General features: G+C 38.3%; 23 protein-coding genes. 6 read left to right on the top strand and 17 right to left on the bottom strand.

The window, feature by feature from the left end; genetic code table 11:
• Positions 1-196 precede the first annotated feature (196 nt).
• The 10 genes from MUG87_RS01685 to MUG87_RS01640 form a co-directional block, all read right to left on the bottom strand.
• On the bottom strand, positions 197-1,003 hold the full coding sequence (locus MUG87_RS01685; RefSeq protein WP_247084955.1) for an ATP-binding protein: 807 nt from the start codon (positions 1,001-1,003) through the stop codon (positions 197-199).
• Positions 972-1,856: a hypothetical protein gene (locus MUG87_RS01680; protein ID WP_247084953.1), complete on the bottom strand. Its 885-nt coding sequence runs from the start codon at positions 1,854-1,856 to the stop codon at positions 972-974. Before MUG87_RS01680 ends, MUG87_RS01685 begins: the two co-directional genes overlap by 32 nt.
• Before the next feature lie 98 nt (positions 1,857-1,954).
• Entirely contained in the window at positions 1,955-2,788 is an 834-nt protein-coding gene (gene recT, locus MUG87_RS01675) for a recombination protein RecT (RefSeq protein WP_247084951.1), read from the bottom strand.
• A gap of 16 nt (positions 2,789-2,804) precedes the next feature.
• Positions 2,805-3,740 carry a YqaJ viral recombinase family nuclease gene (locus tag MUG87_RS01670; protein ID WP_247084949.1) on the bottom strand — a complete coding sequence of 312 codons (936 nt, stop codon included), beginning with the start codon at positions 3,738-3,740 and terminating at the stop codon, positions 2,805-2,807.
• Between the two features lie 74 nt (positions 3,741-3,814).
• Entirely contained in the window at positions 3,815-4,006 is a 192-nt protein-coding gene (locus MUG87_RS01665) for a hypothetical protein (RefSeq protein WP_247084947.1), read from the bottom strand.
• Positions 3,999-4,181 (bottom strand): hypothetical protein, encoded by a 183-nt coding sequence (locus tag MUG87_RS01660; protein ID WP_247084945.1) that lies wholly within the window; start codon positions 4,179-4,181, stop codon positions 3,999-4,001. Before MUG87_RS01660 ends, MUG87_RS01665 begins: the two co-directional genes overlap by 8 nt.
• Positions 4,182-4,186: 5 nt before the next feature.
• Positions 4,187-4,555 carry a hypothetical protein gene (locus MUG87_RS01655; RefSeq protein ID WP_247084943.1) on the bottom strand — a complete coding sequence of 123 codons (369 nt, stop codon included), beginning with the start codon at positions 4,553-4,555 and terminating at the stop codon, positions 4,187-4,189.
• On the bottom strand, positions 4,552-5,340 hold the full coding sequence (locus MUG87_RS01650) for an antA/AntB antirepressor family protein (protein WP_247087430.1): 789 nt from the start codon (positions 5,338-5,340) through the stop codon (positions 4,552-4,554). The genes MUG87_RS01655 and MUG87_RS01650 overlap by 4 nt, the downstream gene beginning before the upstream one ends.
• Before the next feature lie 375 nt (positions 5,341-5,715).
• A complete protein-coding gene (locus MUG87_RS01645) occupies positions 5,716-6,015 on the bottom strand; it encodes a helix-turn-helix domain-containing protein (RefSeq protein ID WP_247084941.1) in 300 nt (99 codons plus the stop codon).
• Positions 6,016-6,040: 25 nt separating this feature from the next.
• The gene (locus MUG87_RS01640; RefSeq protein ID WP_247084939.1) at positions 6,041-6,259 is read right to left on the bottom strand and encodes a helix-turn-helix transcriptional regulator; all 219 of its coding nucleotides are present in this window, start codon (positions 6,257-6,259) and stop codon (positions 6,041-6,043) included.
• Between the two features lie 170 nt (positions 6,260-6,429).
• Here MUG87_RS01640 and MUG87_RS01635 point away from each other — a divergent pair, with 170 nt between their 5' ends.
• The 6 genes from MUG87_RS01635 to MUG87_RS01610 all read left to right on the top strand — a co-directional run bounded on the left by MUG87_RS01635 (position 6,430) and on the right by MUG87_RS01610 (position 10,100).
• Positions 6,430-6,816 carry a helix-turn-helix domain-containing protein gene (locus MUG87_RS01635; protein ID WP_247084937.1) on the top strand — a complete coding sequence of 129 codons (387 nt, stop codon included), beginning with the start codon at positions 6,430-6,432 and terminating at the stop codon, positions 6,814-6,816.
• Positions 6,817-6,830: 14 nt separating this feature from the next.
• Complete coding sequence (locus tag MUG87_RS01630; RefSeq protein WP_247084935.1) at positions 6,831-7,118, top strand: zinc-ribbon domain-containing protein; 288 nt, start codon at positions 6,831-6,833, stop codon at positions 7,116-7,118.
• A 3-nt stretch (positions 7,119-7,121) separates the two neighbouring features.
• Positions 7,122-7,868: a DUF3800 domain-containing protein gene (locus MUG87_RS01625; protein WP_247084933.1), complete on the top strand. Its 747-nt coding sequence runs from the start codon at positions 7,122-7,124 to the stop codon at positions 7,866-7,868.
• A 242-nt stretch (positions 7,869-8,110) separates the two neighbouring features.
• Positions 8,111-8,605, top strand: coding sequence for an ImmA/IrrE family metallo-endopeptidase (locus MUG87_RS01620; RefSeq protein WP_247084931.1), 495 nt, complete (start codon positions 8,111-8,113; stop codon positions 8,603-8,605).
• The gene (locus tag MUG87_RS01615; RefSeq protein ID WP_247084929.1) at positions 8,602-9,717 is read left to right on the top strand and encodes a site-specific integrase; all 1,116 of its coding nucleotides are present in this window, start codon (positions 8,602-8,604) and stop codon (positions 9,715-9,717) included. The genes MUG87_RS01620 and MUG87_RS01615 overlap by 4 nt, the downstream gene beginning before the upstream one ends.
• A gap of 80 nt (positions 9,718-9,797) precedes the next feature.
• Positions 9,798-10,100, top strand: a complete 303-nt coding sequence (locus tag MUG87_RS01610) for an MBL fold metallo-hydrolase (protein ID WP_281503690.1) — start codon at positions 9,798-9,800, stop codon at positions 10,098-10,100.
• Between the two features lie 122 nt (positions 10,101-10,222).
• Here the strand turns inward: MUG87_RS01610 and MUG87_RS01605 are convergent, their stop codons facing one another.
• From MUG87_RS01605 to MUG87_RS01575, 7 genes are all read right to left on the bottom strand, one after another.
• A complete protein-coding gene (locus MUG87_RS01605) occupies positions 10,223-11,362 on the bottom strand; it encodes a Ger(x)C family spore germination protein (protein WP_247084927.1) in 1,140 nt (379 codons plus the stop codon).
• Positions 11,359-12,459 carry a GerAB/ArcD/ProY family transporter gene (locus tag MUG87_RS01600; protein WP_247084925.1) on the bottom strand — a complete coding sequence of 367 codons (1,101 nt, stop codon included), beginning with the start codon at positions 12,457-12,459 and terminating at the stop codon, positions 11,359-11,361. The genes MUG87_RS01605 and MUG87_RS01600 overlap by 4 nt, the downstream gene beginning before the upstream one ends.
• A gap of 8 nt (positions 12,460-12,467) precedes the next feature.
• Entirely contained in the window at positions 12,468-14,093 is a 1,626-nt protein-coding gene (locus MUG87_RS01595; RefSeq protein WP_247084923.1) for a spore germination protein, read from the bottom strand.
• Between the two features lie 88 nt (positions 14,094-14,181).
• Entirely contained in the window at positions 14,182-15,024 is an 843-nt protein-coding gene (locus MUG87_RS01590) for a DegV family protein (RefSeq protein ID WP_247084921.1), read from the bottom strand.
• 173 nt (positions 15,025-15,197) lie between these two features.
• Positions 15,198-15,449: a DUF2535 family protein gene (locus MUG87_RS01585; RefSeq protein ID WP_247084919.1), complete on the bottom strand. Its 252-nt coding sequence runs from the start codon at positions 15,447-15,449 to the stop codon at positions 15,198-15,200.
• Between the two features lie 154 nt (positions 15,450-15,603).
• The gene (gene tatC / locus MUG87_RS01580) at positions 15,604-16,338 is read right to left on the bottom strand and encodes a twin-arginine translocase subunit TatC (protein WP_247084917.1); all 735 of its coding nucleotides are present in this window, start codon (positions 16,336-16,338) and stop codon (positions 15,604-15,606) included.
• A 65-nt stretch (positions 16,339-16,403) separates the two neighbouring features.
• Positions 16,404-16,580, bottom strand: a complete 177-nt coding sequence (locus MUG87_RS01575; RefSeq protein ID WP_247087428.1) for a twin-arginine translocase TatA/TatE family subunit — start codon at positions 16,578-16,580, stop codon at positions 16,404-16,406.
• Positions 16,581-16,694 lie beyond the last annotated feature (114 nt).

Raw genomic sequence — 16,694 nt, 5'->3', positions numbered from 1 at the left:
ATTTCCCCTAAATCTGCCTGGTCCAAAATTAGGATAATTACGTCATAAGGATTCTTTTTAAGCTCTGTGGCCATCTCTTCAACCGTAGCTCCTCTGTTCCAAAGCCACCGAAACTTGTCCAGGTCATCCTCATACCAGTACCAATGGAGATTTCTATGTTCTAACGGTAGATGTAACTTTCTCCTCTGCTCTTTACTCACAATTGACCACCATATTTCATAAGGCGCTGCTTTGCAATCTCTCGACGATAGCTACTGGCCTTGTTTTCTACGGTCAAACTCGTTTCTACCATGCGGTCATAAGAGCGCTTCCCAACTTGGTCTTGTAAATGCTTAGGCTGTAGGTTACTAGTGAAGAAAGTTGGTTTCTCCTTTCGATACCGCCCATCAATAATGTTGAATAACTTTTCTTCTACCCATTCTGTTGCTTTTTCTGCTCCAATATCGTCCAAGATAAGCAGATCACATTCCAACAATGCCCGCATGATTTGTGCTTCATTTTCTTTGTTGTCGCTGTTGAAAGTACTTCTAATTCGTTGTAAAAGCTCCGGCACACTTTGAAAAACAACGATGTAGCCTTTTGCTGTGAGCGTGTTAGCTACGGCCGCAGCAAGATGGGTTTTTCCATTCCCTGGGTCACCCCAAATCATAAGTGATTCACCTTTCCAAGATTCAAACTCTTGCACATACTGTTTAGCTGCAGATACTGCCTTTGTGCTCCCCTCACGTTCTAAGAAGGCTTCAAATGTTGATCTTTGAAACCGTTCGCCAAGGTTACTAATGCTGAACAGCTTTTCAATCTCTTTTCGCTTTGTATAGTTGTTCGCTTCTCTAAGAAAAGCTTCTTCACGTTCTACTACACAGTGACAAGTCGGTTGTACCTTTCGCTTAATCTTCAACTCTTTCACCTCAACTAAAAACGCTGGTACAAACGTTCCACAGTGCTGACAAGTAGCTCCTTCCGTACCTTCATCACAACCCGATGTATTCAAAATCCGACTCATCACCTGATTGAGAGCCTCCACTATGAACCCCTCCTTTTCGTTTTGATTTTGGTAAATTCTTAGCCATATAGCGATTTAAAATATATTGCGCACAGTAAGCAAATGAATTAATTCGATCCATGCTGTGTTTAGGTGTATAGTGCCGGAAACACTCCTCCAAGTAATAGAGAATGTCTTTTGTCGGTACACCATCATCTATTACTTGCTTAATGACGTTGTAATCATTTGTGGATGGAAATCCTTTTCCTCGTAACTGCATAAATTTATTGGCTATAATCTCGACGGCACCATCGACAGGTTCTTCTTGTTGTTGTTCTTTTTCTTTTTCTTGTTGTTGTTCTTTTTCTTGTTGTTGTTCTTGGGGGGAAGTCGTACCCCGTATCGTTGGCGAATCGTAATACGTATCGTCGGACGTGTCGTTACCCGATACGTCAACGAGATGTTGCAAGTAAATAGAGTGAATTTTCTCGTTGGAAATCCGTTCTGCTACTAATGCAATCAGTGACTTGTCTTTAATCTCATTCAGCTCTTTCCTAACACAATCTTCAATTGGCTTTCCGCCCTTATTAAAGTTGTATTTACCCCAGTTCAACAACGCAATCTCACGCGTTTGAGGATTATATTTGATGACCTTGTGATGACTTTCAAATCTTTCAATTAAGCTATCTATCGCTTGGGGAGAATAGCCAATTTCATATGCCATTGTTTTTTTAGTTAATGGATATACACCTATCTGCTTTGTTTGTGGGTTTGTCATCAAGTAAACGTAAAACAGTTTATCTTCGGGAGTCATTTCTTCCAGCACCTTTGGATCTTGCCAGAAAGAAGTGTAAATTTGTCTGAACGTGGCCATGCTGCTTCCTCCTTGCATAAAATGTTTATATTTGGAATAACCTGTATTATCTAATATTTTTTAAGTGCTCCTCCCTGGGCCGGGAGGAGTCTTTTTATTTAAACTAGTGAATCAGGAATATCTCCATTAGATTCTTCAGGCTCCGTTTCAATCACGTTTCCCATATTAATCTCAACTGCATCTGCCTCAATGTACTCCGGATCTGCTGTGATATCTTTGCGAACAACCTCATCTTGCTGCGCTTGTGCTTGTACCTCGATAGAAATCGGTAAGTATTTAAACATGGCGCGTACAACAGTTTTCTTAGCCATCTCTTCATAATCTGTCTTCCATGGTCCAAAATCTTTTGACTTAGAGCGACCACGACGCTTTTCAATCTCCGACTTTGGCATGAATTCCATTTGGTAACCACCGTCCTTAAAATGAGCAACAGCGTAGGCTCCAATAAATTCACCACGTTCTCCGAAGGATGGCTTATGTGTTAGTTGTGGGTGTAGTCCCAATTCATATTCAAAATCATCATTTTGATAAACAGCATGAGCATAAATACTTTGGATGTGACCAGATCGACGTGCAAGGTCAATCATCCCTTTATAGCCAATGATGAACTGTACATCTGTTGTGCCTGCTTTATTGTTTTTGAATGGTAACAAGTAGCAATGACCTAGCAGACCTGGCTCTAACCCTAATTGCACTGCTTGCATAACTGCTCCCATCAAAGACGGTACCGTCGCTTCAAGAAGCTTTGGGTTTGTACGAATGGTTGTTAACGCGATACGACTCATGCGTTCCATATCCATGTGCTTTGGTAGAACTTCTGCGAAACGCGGTGCCATCTTCTTCATATACGCCTCGATGGTGTCTGCTACTGGTGCTGGTTTATTACTTGTGCGGCTTGCTAATTGGTTCTTCAACTTGTCGTTAGTTGCCATTGGTTGAATCCTCCCTTTATTTAATTGCGAAGCGGCGAGAAGAACTTTCCTTCACATACTTTGCATAGATTTCTGGCATTTCTTGTTGAAGCTTCTTACTGTCGATACGCTTAGATGTAACGGACTTCCATGTAATGGTGTACTTCTCAGTACCACCAGCTTCATTTTCACCAAGCATCGCTTTCAGTTTGTTCTCATACTCTGCTTTCTGTTTTTCTAAGGCTTTAAGTTCTGCCTCCACCTGGTTCCGGGCCTCAATCAACAACTCAGCTTGTTGACCAAGACTTACAAAACTGTCTTTCAAGGCATCTGGATACATTTGTTTAAGCAATTCACCTGATGCTTCTGTACCATCAAACATTGGAGGCTCTTGTTTCTCCACGTGCTCTTGCCAAAAGTCTTTTTCAATAGTGGTGATGTAATGAATGATATCCTCGTCACGCTCCACTTTTTTGTACACGAACTTGTTCCCACCAATCAGGACAGCAATCCACCATGCTTCATAGCCAGTCACCGCCATATAGTGCTGACACTGCAAAAGATAAGCTGCAGGGATTTCATCGCCCTCCCATTCCTTCTTGTTGTATTCAGAGGTGGTTTTGCACTCGAGACCAACTCTTTCCCCTACAATGAGCCTGTCCACGTTAGCGAGCATCCAAGGATACTCAGGATGTTGCAGAATAGCATTACGGCGTTGGACTTTTAAACCAGTTCGTAAGCTGAATTCCTTTGCCACTATGTCTTCCAAGATGTTGCCAAAATACGCAGCATCACTTTGTACATCTTCTTTTTGTAACAAGCCTGTTTTTTCAAGATACACTTGCACTGGTGATTTCCATTTACTTAATCCTGCAAGAGCAGCTACATCTGAGCCCCCAATCCCTTTGGACCGCATTGCTAACCACGTTTCACGATCCATATTAAGCGTGTTTACCAAAACTTTTGCTTGCATGGTTTTTCCTCTCTTTCTGTGGTAAACTGATTCCGAAATCTTTTTCACTAGAACCCACCCCAATGGGTTCTTTTTTATTCTCCTGCCACTCTCACAAGGGCAATTTCTAAAACCCGATGTGTGCATTCTTCGCAAATCAAGATAGTCCCCATCTGGTAATACTTCATGCCGTGATAAATCTCACCATCGCAGATTGTGCAGTAATCATTGAAGTCTTTCTTACAGCTGTCATACTCGTTATGAAGTGTCATGCCGTTCTCAATCATTTGTATCACTCTCCTTAGCCTTACTAGATCCTCGTTTAAACATGGATTCCAACAAATTCACAAACACCTCTAGTTCTTCATCTGTTTTTTTCGAGATGTGTCGACCATGACCAGGCACAGTCCGAAAACGACTTAATCGTTTTAGCAATTCTTTTCGTTTAGGTGTCTCTTGCACTTATCTCACCTCCCTTCAAGTGCTATGAGCTGCAGATACTCTTGCTCACCGCGCATCTGCGCTTCTCTGATGACATGCGCTACGCTATGTAAACCCCGGTTTGCTAAATCTTGTAGCAAAGCTGATACCTTTTGTTGCTCAGCTTGTTTCTGAACAAACTTTTCTTTTAGCTCAAACAATTCAATTTCAGCCCTTAGCTGTTCAAGTTTCCAAAACCTAAATTGTTCGTCAGCTTCCTGTGGGTTGGCTAGGTTCATCGTGCTCAGCAACCAGTTGTTGCAATGTGCGATATAGCTTTGTAGTGATAGTGCGCACTCAAGGTCAGTAGACGCTACTTGCTGACTGAGCGTATAACGTTTGATTGTGCTAATCATGCACTTTCCTCCTTTATACGGCTGTAATCAATACCGTACCGAATCGCCATTTCTTTCACGACCGCTAAGTAAATCTCAAGCAGGCGTTTGTCATCATCAATGACATCCAATTTGGAAACCTTATCGACTTTTGATTTGGCCACACCTTCCAGCGCCATTTTCTTTTTCTTGTTTGTGACGCGGATGCCAAGATTTGCATTGGCTCGTTGTTCCAGTAGTTCATAGCTTTCGTTTCGAATATTGCCGTATTGGTCAAATCCACCTGTTTTAAATGCGATTTTATTCAGGATTGCTGTGGTATCTTTCCTCCAATCTGTGGAGTTAAGGGCGACGATTTCGCTTATACCTTCGACCTTGCGTTCAGTCTCTTCTACTTTTTGTGTGAGTTGTTGTACTTTACGTTCTTGCTCAACCATTTGTTGTGCATATAACAGAAGCATCTCCGCCTGTGTTTGTGGTTGCTGTTTAGCTTGCTTTTCAATTTTGATAAAGTACTTCCGAACCACGCGGCCAGTTTCATTGTTTTGGACCATAGCAATTTCTTTTGCAGTATCCATCGTGAGTAGATATTCTGTTGATGGTCTGCCAGTGGTTTTACTCAAAAATGAGTAAAAGTCTTCACCCTCTGTAAACCCATAATTACTAATCATCCGAGTAATCCAATCGTTAAAACGAGTGCTGACCATTAGTTGCTCATGCAATTCCCGAGCATCCACGAGCTTTTCTCCATTCTCATTTTCATAAACCGGAAGCATTTCATTTGCTACTACCTTGAGTGAATTCATCATTCGTTTCCCTCCTCGTTTTCAGCGATTAATTTAGCGGAGCAAACTTTGCAATAGATGGATGTAGAAGCAAGGCACCCTTCTCTTAGTACATTGATTAATGTCTCTGTATCCACCTGGTGTTCAACTCTGCAATCCGCACACCGTGTGAAAATTTCATCCTCATACAGATCAATCGTGATTTCGACTTGCGTATTGATTTGCGCTTTTACATAAAACATTGGTTTATCACCCCCTTTCTATCTCTTCCTCAACTTCAACTTCCTGTTTTCTTCTTCTAAGCGATCGTGATCGTCAATTAACACCTTGATTGCTTCCATAACAAATGCCATAATCCCAACCCCCATCACTAACAGCACCATAAGTATCAATAGGTTAGTGGTACTCTCTATCACCATGTCCTTCACCCTTTCTGGCACGTTGCCGCATCCATTGGTGTAGTTCTTGATGTAACACCATCCATTTGTTACCTACTTTTAAACACGGAAAGTCTGGTGTCCGAACTAATTCATACATGGTGTTCATGCCAGCTCCAAGTATCGAACCTGCTTCTTCTAATGTCAGCGTTGGCTTTTGATTGGACATACTAGCTTGTTCAAGCAGCTGGACAAGAGGCTGGATAGCTTCACTTACTGCGTTTCGTACTTTTTCTTCAATAATTTGGTCAATGTTCACACTATCACCCCAACTTTTTGTTGTGTTAATCCCCAAAAAAAATATATTCAGGGCTTTTGTCGAATACTTTTGATATAGCCAGTGCAATTTCTAAGCTCGGAGTACGAACTCCTTGTTCAATCATGCCATAATAGCTTTCTGTTATAGAGATCCCATATTGAGATTCAAGACGATATACTACGTCTTTTTGAAACAAATTTGCATCTTTTCTAAGTTGGATTAACTTGAAGCGCTTTTTAATCATTCTCCTTTCAACACCTCCCAACTTTTTGTTGTCTTAATATTACCCAACTTTTTGTTGTTTGTAAATACATTTTAACAACTTTTTATTGTTTTTATTCGTTTTATTTTCAGATACCCAACTGGAAGTTGTATAATAGTTGGAAGAACAGTATTGCACGGAAAGGAGTTATTATGGAACTTAAAGATCGTTTAAGGGAATTGAGAAAGAAACACAAACTCACGCAAAAAGATGTTGCTGACTTCTTAGGGATTTCAGAAAGTGGCTACGGTTACTACGAACAAGGACGTAATGAGCCTCCTCTTGAAAGTATCAAGAGGTTGGCAAAAAAATATGACGTACCTGTTAACTATATAATTGCAGGAGACGACGAGAATAAACCTTACGACTCCCTAGCCGAAATCACAGCCTACATAGAAAAACTAGGAATCACCAGCATGAGCTTCTTTGACATAGATAAATGGAAAAACCTATCACCTGAGGACGTGGAGGAATTGAAGAAGCACTTTGATTATGTGCTGCATAAGGCGATGGAGAGGAAAAGAAAACAGGAAAAATAAAGGGGGAATGATTGATGTGTAATTTTGAAACTGACAAAAATGGACATTTAATTAAATGCCTGCATTGTAGGGAAACAAATCGTTTTATAGATGATGTGGATATGACACATTGCATACACTGTGGTTATCCTTTAGTTAACAATTGCACTAACTATGGACATTGTGGAAGAAAAATTCCACCTGAAGCAGCTTATTGCCCCTATTGTGGAAGTGAATCACACTTTTTAAAAGCAGATTTGGTAAGTTCTAAAAGAAGAACCCCCGGCATGATTGATATATCTGATGATGATTTACCTTTTTAATATATGTACCTACTATATATTGATGATGCTGGAACTAACACTTTAAAAAAAGATAAAGAACCAAGTACTGACGGGGGAAATACTCTTTATTTTGTTCTAGGTGGTGTATTATTAAAGCCTACAAGCCTAGAGTCTTTAGAAAATAAGTTCCATGATATTAAAGCCAAATACTTCAAAGATGTTTTTATGGAAATAAAGTATAGTTTAAAAAAACAATCATTCAAACCTGAACATAAAGAAAACATTTCTTTATACCGTAATGAAATATATAATTGTCTCGCCGAAAGTGATTGTATACTATTTGCTTGCGGGCAAAACAAATATGTTACTTATACTAATAATGTAGCTAAGGACAAACATTCCATTTACAAGCTAAACTTCCAACACTTGCTGTATCTTATTAATTCTTTTCTCTTTGTAAATAAAATTCATGAGCCAATCATTGTGTTCATAGATACAAAAGATAAACATCAAGATGAAGTAATTTTCAAAGCTTATAAAGAGGCTCTTTCGGATAATACTGTGTTCCGCAACTTTGATACAACTGTTTTTTCTCCAACCATAAACGTTGTAGTATCTAGATATACAATAGGGGCTCAACTTGCAGATATAGTAGCTGGAGCAATGTGGAGATCACTGGAAAGTAAAGACAGAACTTTCTCTAAGATTTTACAGAAGCGTTTTTATGCTACGGAAACAGGAGACATTATAGGATATGGCTATTCAAATTGTAATGAATGGAAAAAATAAAAAAGGGCCTCAGGCGACATTTATGTCTATCTGCACCCCAGAGGGGAGCACCCGGCCCAGTAATACTATTTCTATTCTCAGTATATGTTATGCACATAAAATTATCAATGTCATTCTATAATTCTTTATAAGCTCAATCAATTCTTTTTAGCCAAACATCAATATTTTCCAAAAGCCCCTTTTCGGGGTTTTATTTTTATATTAAAATAAGAACATACGTTCTAATTTATATAAAAGGAGTGATGTTCTTGCACTTATACTTCCCTACTACTCCACTGGAGGACTGGATAACAGCCTTCTATAAACGTATTGGAGTAAAACAACCTAAAGACTTAAATATTGATTACATCGCAGATCAGTGTAATGTCCTATTGCTTCGCGAACGGACAGAGTCCTATCGCATTGATAACGACTTTATCCAAATCATTGTACTTGATGAGCGACTTTCTCCACAAAAGCAGCGTGAAGTGTTCTTTCATGAGTTATGCCACATGCTACGGCATTATGGCAACCAAGGTATTATGCCAGAATCCTTCCGCCAGCTACAAGAATGGGATGCGGTACGTTTTACCAAGTGCGCAGCTATTCCAATACATATGCTACAATATATTCGTCTTGAAAATAATCGAGACATCATTGCTGATATGTCCGAAATGTTTAAAGTAACTCCAAGGCTGTGTAAAGAGCGACTAAATCAAATTCGCAATAGAATGGCAATAAAGGAGTATACAGCATGAAAGGACATTTATATAAACGAGGAAAAACATGGACGTATGTCGTTGATATTGGATATGACGAAGTGACTGGTAAACGTAAACAAAAAAACAAAGGTGGTTTTAAGCGCCAGAAAGATGCGCAGGCTGCTTTGAACAAAGTCTTAACAGAAATAGAAGAAGGCTCCTATTTGGAGCCTTCAAAAGAAAAACTGAGTGCTTTCATCGACTTATGGTTAGAAGGTAAGAAGATGAATTTAAAAGAGAGCTCCTACGAACTCTATAGACGTTATGCACAAACCTATATTACACCAAAAATAGGCGCAGTGACATTAGAAAAATTAAAGCCATCTCACATCCAAAAACTTTATAACGAGATGGCGCAAACTCATTCTCCTGCAACCGTGAACAAAGTACACAAGATACTAAAAGGCGTGCTAGACCAAGCGGTTAATTTTAAATATCTCAGAGATAATCCAGCTTTACGTGTAGAAAAACCAAAAGAGGAAAAGCGTTCCGTAACAGTATGGGACGAAAAACAGGTACAACACTTTTTAGATATAGTTAAGAAGAGTAGATACTATATCGTATTTTTATTAGCTGTAACAACTGGCATGCGTCGCAGTGAAATATTAGGACTTCGTTGGCAGGATATCGACTTTGATCAAGGGACAATATCAATTCGCCAAACACTGTCAGCACAAAATAAGCTGCTGGCTACTGCAAAAACAGCATCCTCTCAGCGATCTATTGATTTGGACGCCAATACTCTTATTGCCTTGAAAGAGCATCGTGTTCGAGTCTTGAAAGAGAAAATGCGTCAAGGGTCTGCATATTACGATTTAGATTTAGTTTGTTGCACAACAACTGGTAAAATACTGCATAATGAAAGCCTTTGGAGTTTATGGTCTGCATATGTGAAGGAGTCCAAGTTACCTCGCATTCGCTTTCATGATTTAAGGCACACACATGCTACTCTTATGCTGAGAGCTGGTGTACACCCAAAAGTAGTAGCCGAACGGCTAGGACATACAAATGTGAGCATTACACTTAACACTTATTCACATGTGGTGAAAGGGATGCAAAAAGAAGCAGCTCAAAAAGTAAGTGATTTATTGTTCAGAAACATCCCATAAATTTTATGTGGTCACTATGTTAGCATTTCGTTAGCAAACATAAAAAAGACGGCTTCTCTTTAACAAAGAAACCGCATGATATCAAGGTTTTTTACCTTCTAGCTTTAGATATTAATGAACCAGAGTGGTTTATGAAGCATGTTCATATGACACCTGAGGAGTCTGTACGTGCTTACAAAGACCTTGGGGCAACTTACTTTATTCCCATGCATTATGGTGCATTTGCGCTTGCTGACGAAACACCGCAAGAGGCTTTAGAACGACTAACTACTGCTTGGGAAAGCCACCAGTTACCCCCTAAATATTTGCACGTCTTGTTACACGGTCAAACACTGTGCTATAACGAGATTAAAGATCACACAAAATTTGCTTTACACGTATAACAATACGCCCCTCCTGAACATTCTATATAGAAAAAGCTTCTGGAGGGATTTTATGTCGTATCTACAAAAACGTTTTATGTACAGCACAGCCGCTTTTCTTACACTCGTTATTTATTATCTTATTAGTTAAGAACACCTGATCTTGCGATCGTTAGCTTGAGTTTAATATTAAATTTTGCTTTTGGATATAAATCGCTGTACCATTGCTTCTCACCTAAAGTCAAGTGCCGTACGGAAGCATCATAAACAGCTCCAAACCCTATTGGATCTACTTTCATTTTTTGCACCTTTTCAATTTCCTTTAAAAAATGTTGCTTCATTTTTTTGCTAAGCTCTTTTTCAAATACTTTATATACACCGGGCTTACCAAGGTCAATAGGCTGACTTAAAGCAGCTATATTTGCAGTCATTTTGACATCCACATCAAAAATCGGATTGTTTTGTTGTACTAATTTCAATTTTGGCTTTACTTTTATCTGTTGCAAGTTAACCAGTAAAGGAAAGTCGTCTCCTTTCTCACCATAAAATTTTTGAAATGGCTCAGCGGGCAATTTCACATCAATAGAACCAAATCCTTTGTATCCTTCTCTTAACGCTTTTATATAAAATGTTTCTGCTGCTGTAATAGATCCCATTAATTTCCCTCGATACATCAATGCCGAACCGTCAATTAACACAAAATCCTTTCTTTTTTCTAAAAGTGGCAAAACGGGATCTCTCCCCACCTGATAATAATCCCGCAAAAATTCTTGCACTGTACAAGAAATAACACCGTCATCTTCAATGTTTTGTTGAATCATTTTGTATAAATACGTACCCATATTTTTAGAATGCTCTTGATCTTGTGGCTGATATAAAATATCTTTAGCTGTTGTTTTGCTGATTGCAAGATACATGTTAGTTTGCGTAGCTGCATCACGTTTTAAAGTTTCTACTTGCCGTACAATCTCCCTCTTCTCTGCATATTCCTTTCCATATATAGCCACACGAAGCTGCCCGGTCACAAGCCGATCACTAGTCTCTAAATTCATATATTTAAATAAACCTTTGCTTGTATCAGCCATACTTGTTAACTGCTGCGCTACATCTTCTGGTTTAGAGCCAAAATGATGTAAAACAATCGTTCCGCGCACTTTGTCATTCTCTTCCCTATCAAGGCCAATTGCAGTAGCCAATCCTAAGGTTTCTAACGCTCGTTTTTTGATTACACACCCCGAAAGAAAGATCGTGCAGCAAGCTAAAACAATAATCAATCTTTTCAAATTGCCTTCCTCCTTCTAATGGTCTGTATAAGCAATGTTGCAATGAATAATACAACTGGATATATAAACGAAGCAATAAAGGTTACCGTATTAAAAAATTCTGTATAATCTCCAATTTGAGCTCGTGATTTAAAGAAAAGCGTAATGAAAAACATAATAATGCTGAGTGTATATAAAGCTGTTGTTTGCTTTATCCTAAAAGTTTCTTTAAGTCCTTTTGTTACTACCCATGCTAAAGTACTCATATTCGGCAATAACACGAGCATCATCATACAAATAAGGACTACTTCAAATTGCTCTAAAAAGGGAAAATTAACAGATTTAAAAAGATTTAATGTTGGCCAAATTGTTTTTAGTAAACTCTCATCTGAATAGAAGCCAATAGTAACTATAATAGTGTACAAATAAACCATATTTGTGAAAAGGATAGCGAACTGCGCATATCGATGAACAGTTTGCTTTGTTCCTACATACGGATAGAGAAAATACAACAGTTCAAATCCTGTGAGGGAAAATGACATTTCATACGCACCCTGTAATAGATTGTTCGGACTAGCTTCAAAAACCGGTAGAAAATGCAACCAATCAAAATACTGTAACGTTTGTAAAGCTACTAAGAAAAGCCAAAACGTAAGTAAAAAGGTGGTGAGACTAATACCGATGACAACTCGTATACCGCCCTTGACTGTATAAATAGTTAAAATAAGCATAACCACTGAAATAAACCATATCGGCATATCCTGCATTAAATATTCGCCCACAAAAGCGTAATAATTGATAATGTATGTAATGCCGTAGCCAAATAAATAAAGAATATACAAGAAATTAAGTGCATTTCCTAGCCACTTTCCAAATAAATCAACGTGAATTTCGAACAACCCCTTGCCTTGAAAGCGCTTTAGGGTTTGTACAATAACAAACACGACTACATGTGCCACTAAGCCAGCTACTATAACGGCTATCCATGCATCTTGCTTCGCATATTGAAAGATAAGACGTGAAAACCCTGTAATGCCAACACCAATCTGCAAGGTATGAATCACGATAACCAAAAGACCACTCGGAAACATTAAATGTTTTGGAATTGTTTTTTCCATGTTATTCCCTACTCATCAATATCTTTTTTCTGTTTCTTTCGATTTTCTTTCAATTGTACTTTGTCTTGGGGATTATTATAACTGGACCGCTCTGTGCTGTATAAATGCGGAATTCGAATAATGCTCTTTGTCATATCTCGAAAGCGCCATGGATAAATCGGCGCGAGGTACGGCCGATTTAAACTGGTCACCTTTAATAAGTGAATAAGCAAAAAGGTAAGACCAAACGTAAGGCCTATTCCCCCTGCAATCCCAGCTAAAATAATAAGCGGAAATCGGATTACTCGAATTACTGTACCCATCACATAATTTGGTGATGTAAATGAAGCCAGTGCACTAAGAGCTACCGCAATAATGAGAATATTACTTGTCAGCCCCGCTTGCACTGCCGCTTGTCCAATCACTATACCACCTACGATACCAATGGTTTGACCTACTTTTGTTGGCAAGCGTGCACCCGCCTCCCTAAGGAGTTCAATGGCACCCTCTAATATAAGTGCCTCCATCACAGGCGGAAAAGGAACGTTAGCACGTGATTGCCCTAGTGAAACTAACAATGCAGAAGGAATAACTTCATAGTGATAGGTTAAGGCTGCGACATATACAGGTGTAAATGCCATGGAAATGAATACTGCAACGAAGCGCAGTAGCCGGAAAAACGTGCTTACGTTCCAGCGAAAATATAGGTCTTCTGTCGATTCAAAAAAACTAAAGAATGTTACTGGTCCCAATACAGCCATCGGGCTTCCGTTCACTAGCACGCCAATCCGCCCTCCCAAAACAGAATACGCAAAGCGCTGTGGTTGTTCTGTCATAATAAACTGCGGAAACAATGAGTATACATTTTCTTCAATCAGCTGAATCAGGACTGAGCTGTCTAATATATCATCAATGTCGATCCTTTGAATTCGTTCCCGAAACGTTTTTACATTTTCTTCATCTGCAATGCCTTTCATATATATAATCCGAATCTCTTTTGGAGCGCGCCTCCCCAGCGTGTAAGATTCCATTACCAGATTTTCATCTTTAATTAATTGTCTTAGCACTTGTGTATTCGTTTCCAATGATTCTGTAAACTCAAGCTTCGGCCCTAAAACATTTGCTTCGTTCATAGATTGAAATAACGGTCGATATTGCGGTTGCGACAAATTAAACAGCAAACCATCTTGTTCGTCTTGAATATGAATAAAAATCCAACCATCCATTAAATTACTACAAATTTCTGTAATTTGATGACTTTCTTGTATACGACTGATTGGAATGTTACTCTTTAACTCTTCATTTGTAAGATGTTGTACCGACAACTTCATAATATTAGCTAGTACATCTTCATGAAGTGCCTGTTCGTTAATTGCACCCTTCATGAAAAATATGGTAACAAGACGACTCTCTTTGTAAAGGCTGCGAGTTTGCAGATCTGGATTTTCATTCATTGCCTTTTTAATTTGCTTGCTCAACTCTCCATTGTCTATTTCTACCTGCTCTTCATTGCTATTTCTATTTATAGAGTGTTTCGCCCGTTCTGTTTTCCCATGATCTATCACATAACCTTGCGTAGATTTTACTTCAAACATTTCTACCTGATTATGCTTTTGTGATGGTTTTTGCTTTTTGCGTCGCTTTCGAAAAAACATAATCAATCCCTCTTTTGTTTTTTCTTATATTTCCCACACTTTGCCTTGTTAACCATTTTTGGCAAAAAAAAAGAGAGGTTTCCCTCCCTTACTCAGCAAAATAGGTAAAGCCGATTGCTCCTACACCTGTATGTGTACTAATAACCGGTGTTGTATAAAAGATTTGTGTATTCTGAAATCCTGTTACTTTCTCAATTGCCTCTTTTAAGCTTTGTGCAAGTGGTAAAGCTTCCGCATGTGGAATACTTACCGCCTTAATCGTTTTACCAGCTGTATCTTCTGCTAATATTTTCACCAACGTTTTTACCACTTGTCCATGACTACGTACTTTTGTAACAGGCGTGTACACACCATCCGCTAAATTTGCAATTGGTTTAATATTTAACAATGAACCAAGAAAAGCCTTCCCTCTTCCGATACGCCCGCCTTTAACTAGATTCTCAAGTGTATCAACTACAACATATAAATGTGAATTCTGGCGTACTTCTTCCACACGCTCTAAAATTTCTTCAAGTGTTTTACCTTGTTGAATCATTTTAGCTGCTTCAATCACCTGATACCCCATCGCATGCGTCATAAATGTGGAGTCAATCACGGTAACTTTTGTATCTGTCATCGCAGCTGCGCTTGTCGCTGTATTAAAAGTTCCACTCATACCACTCGTCATATGGATTGCCAATACTTCACTACCATCCTCACCCAAACGATCGTACAATTCTACAAATGCGCCGACAGCAGGCTGGGAACTTTTTGGCAACTCCTTTGATACTTGCATCTTTTCAATGAATTGCTGCGGTGTCAAGTCAACACGGTCTAAGTATGTCTCATTATCTATAGTAATGGATAAAGGAATCACATGGATATCATATTGTTTAATTACATCATCAGATAAATCTACTGTAGAATCTGTCACAAGCTTAATTTTTGTCATTATTCTTCGTTCCTTTCCGGTACACTCTTCTTGTTATTATACTAGTATTTGCACCGCTTTCAACAATTACTTACCAAATTCCTCAAAATATACTTATCCATTTATGAACTAAATTACCTTTTATAAAATAGACGAAAAAGAAACAGAATTGTACAATTCTGTTTCTTTTTCGTCTATGCATTTTTCTCTAGAGTATTCACATCATATACATGTGAATATTCCGACCATTTCATCGAATTACGCAAGTACTCGCGAAACGAATAACTAAAATTTGGATTTTTTTGTTTTTGAATTTTAGAGATAAATAATTGAAGACGCGCATTGATCTGAAATGCAAAAGGATGTTGTGATTCTAAGACGGGGATTTCTACAATTTTAACACACATGCCTGTCAGGTGAGTGAAATAGAAACTTTTCATAATCACGATATCAATCCTCTTTTTTGTGGAGTTATATTTAGTATAAACAAAGACAAGTAAAAAGTTTGTCTAAATTTAGCAGTACATTATTTTTTCTATCCACTATATTGTATGCGTTTTCATAGATAGTATAACAAAAAAAGTGGGAAATGCCTACTACTTAGGCATTTCCCACTATATCTTGTGCTTCTCTTCTCACTTTCCGTCTATATACATACGCTGACAACGCTATACTTAACTCGTAGATAAGCAATAAAGGTATTGAAACAAGAAAATCCGATAAAAAATCAGGTGGCGTAATGCATACCGCGATGACAATTAAAACAAAGTATGCATACTTTCTAATTTTCTGTAATGCAATTGGATTTAATAAACCAATGCTTGTCAAAAACATTGCTACCGCTGGTAACTCAAATAACACTGCAAACGGCATAGTCATATTCATGACAAATTCAAAATACTTTTCAGTTGTAAACATCTCTTGAAACATATCGGTTCCTAAGCTAAGTAAAAAAGAAAATACAGTTGGCATAATAATGAAGTAGCCAAAACAAAGGCCTCCCACAAAAAGAATAAATAACGCAGGTATGTAAAGAAGCGTCATTTTTTGCTCATGTGGCAATAATGCCGGTTTTACAAATAACCATACTTGTACTGCGGCAATCGGAATAGTACATATAACAGCAAATACAGCAGAAATTATAAAATAAATCCATAAAATATCACCTGGTCCCAGCACAACGAGCTGAACCTCCAAATCTTTCACCAAAAATTTATATATATCTTTTGTATATATAAATCCAACTGTCATAAATACTATAAAAGTTAGCGCTGTAATAATTAAACGCTTTCTTAATTCACTTAAGTGTTCTACAACACTCATTTCTTCCTGCATCTGTCTCACCTGCTCATTTCTGAAAAAAGGATGCAAGAGAACGTCTCCCACATCCCTTTACCGCATCATTGTTTTTCTTTTGCTTCTATTGCGTCTTCTCGTAAGTCTTTTGTTGAACGCTTAAACTCCTTCAAAGTTTCACCGAAAGCCCTTCCAATCTCCGGCAGCTTTTTCGGCCCAAATACAATTAATGCAATTAGCAAGATTAAGATCAGGCCTGGAAATCCGATATTTGGCATAATTATCCCCCTTAAATTGGCTGCCTTCTCAGACAAACCCCTTCTTACTCTTTTATTTTGGCAAAAAAGCATGCACTCGTCAATGAATTGTAATGTTTTCTCACAAAAATTTGAAAA

The sequence above is a fragment of the Ectobacillus sp. JY-23 genome, from assembly GCF_023022965.1.
Classification (GTDB): Bacteria; Bacillota; Bacilli; order Bacillales; family Bacillaceae_G; genus Ectobacillus.
The sequence above is the reverse complement of the archived record's forward strand: the minus strand, read 5'-3'. Positions and strand labels throughout refer to the sequence as shown.

Excerpts from the sequence above, each read along its gene's own strand:
- tatC (WP_247084917.1), bottom strand. The coding sequence starts at position 16,338 with ATGCAGGAAGAAATGAGTGTTGTAGAACACTTAAGTGAATTAAGAAAG.
- MUG87_RS01665 (WP_247084947.1), bottom strand. The coding sequence starts at position 4,006 with ATGATTGAGAACGGCATGACACTTCATAACGAGTATGACAGCTGTAAG.
- MUG87_RS01635 (WP_247084937.1), top strand. The coding sequence starts at position 6,430 with ATGGAACTTAAAGATCGTTTAAGGGAATTGAGAAAGAAACACAAACTC.
- MUG87_RS01595 (WP_247084923.1), bottom strand. The coding sequence starts at position 14,093 with ATGTTTTTTCGAAAGCGACGCAAAAAGCAAAAACCATCACAAAAGCAT.
- MUG87_RS01685 (WP_247084955.1), bottom strand. The coding sequence starts at position 1,003 with ATGAGTCGGATTTTGAATACATCGGGTTGTGATGAAGGTACGGAAGGA.
- MUG87_RS01625 (WP_247084933.1), top strand. The coding sequence starts at position 7,122 with ATGTACCTACTATATATTGATGATGCTGGAACTAACACTTTAAAAAAA.
- recT (WP_247084951.1), bottom strand. The coding sequence starts at position 2,788 with ATGGCAACTAACGACAAGTTGAAGAACCAATTAGCAAGCCGCACAAGT.
- MUG87_RS01615 (WP_247084929.1), top strand. The coding sequence starts at position 8,602 with ATGAAAGGACATTTATATAAACGAGGAAAAACATGGACGTATGTCGTT.
- MUG87_RS01680 (WP_247084953.1), bottom strand. The coding sequence starts at position 1,856 with ATGGCCACGTTCAGACAAATTTACACTTCTTTCTGGCAAGATCCAAAG.
- MUG87_RS01600 (WP_247084925.1), bottom strand. The coding sequence starts at position 12,459 with ATGGAAAAAACAATTCCAAAACATTTAATGTTTCCGAGTGGTCTTTTG.
- MUG87_RS01630 (WP_247084935.1), top strand. The coding sequence starts at position 6,831 with ATGTGTAATTTTGAAACTGACAAAAATGGACATTTAATTAAATGCCTG.
- MUG87_RS01670 (WP_247084949.1), bottom strand. The coding sequence starts at position 3,740 with ATGCAAGCAAAAGTTTTGGTAAACACGCTTAATATGGATCGTGAAACG.
- MUG87_RS01640 (WP_247084939.1), bottom strand. The coding sequence starts at position 6,259 with ATGATTAAAAAGCGCTTCAAGTTAATCCAACTTAGAAAAGATGCAAAT.
- MUG87_RS01655 (WP_247084943.1), bottom strand. The coding sequence starts at position 4,555 with ATGATTAGCACAATCAAACGTTATACGCTCAGTCAGCAAGTAGCGTCT.
- MUG87_RS01650 (WP_247087430.1), bottom strand. The coding sequence starts at position 5,340 with ATGAATTCACTCAAGGTAGTAGCAAATGAAATGCTTCCGGTTTATGAA.
- MUG87_RS01620 (WP_247084931.1), top strand. The coding sequence starts at position 8,111 with ATGTTCTTGCACTTATACTTCCCTACTACTCCACTGGAGGACTGGATA.
- MUG87_RS01590 (WP_247084921.1), bottom strand. The coding sequence starts at position 15,024 with ATGACAAAAATTAAGCTTGTGACAGATTCTACAGTAGATTTATCTGAT.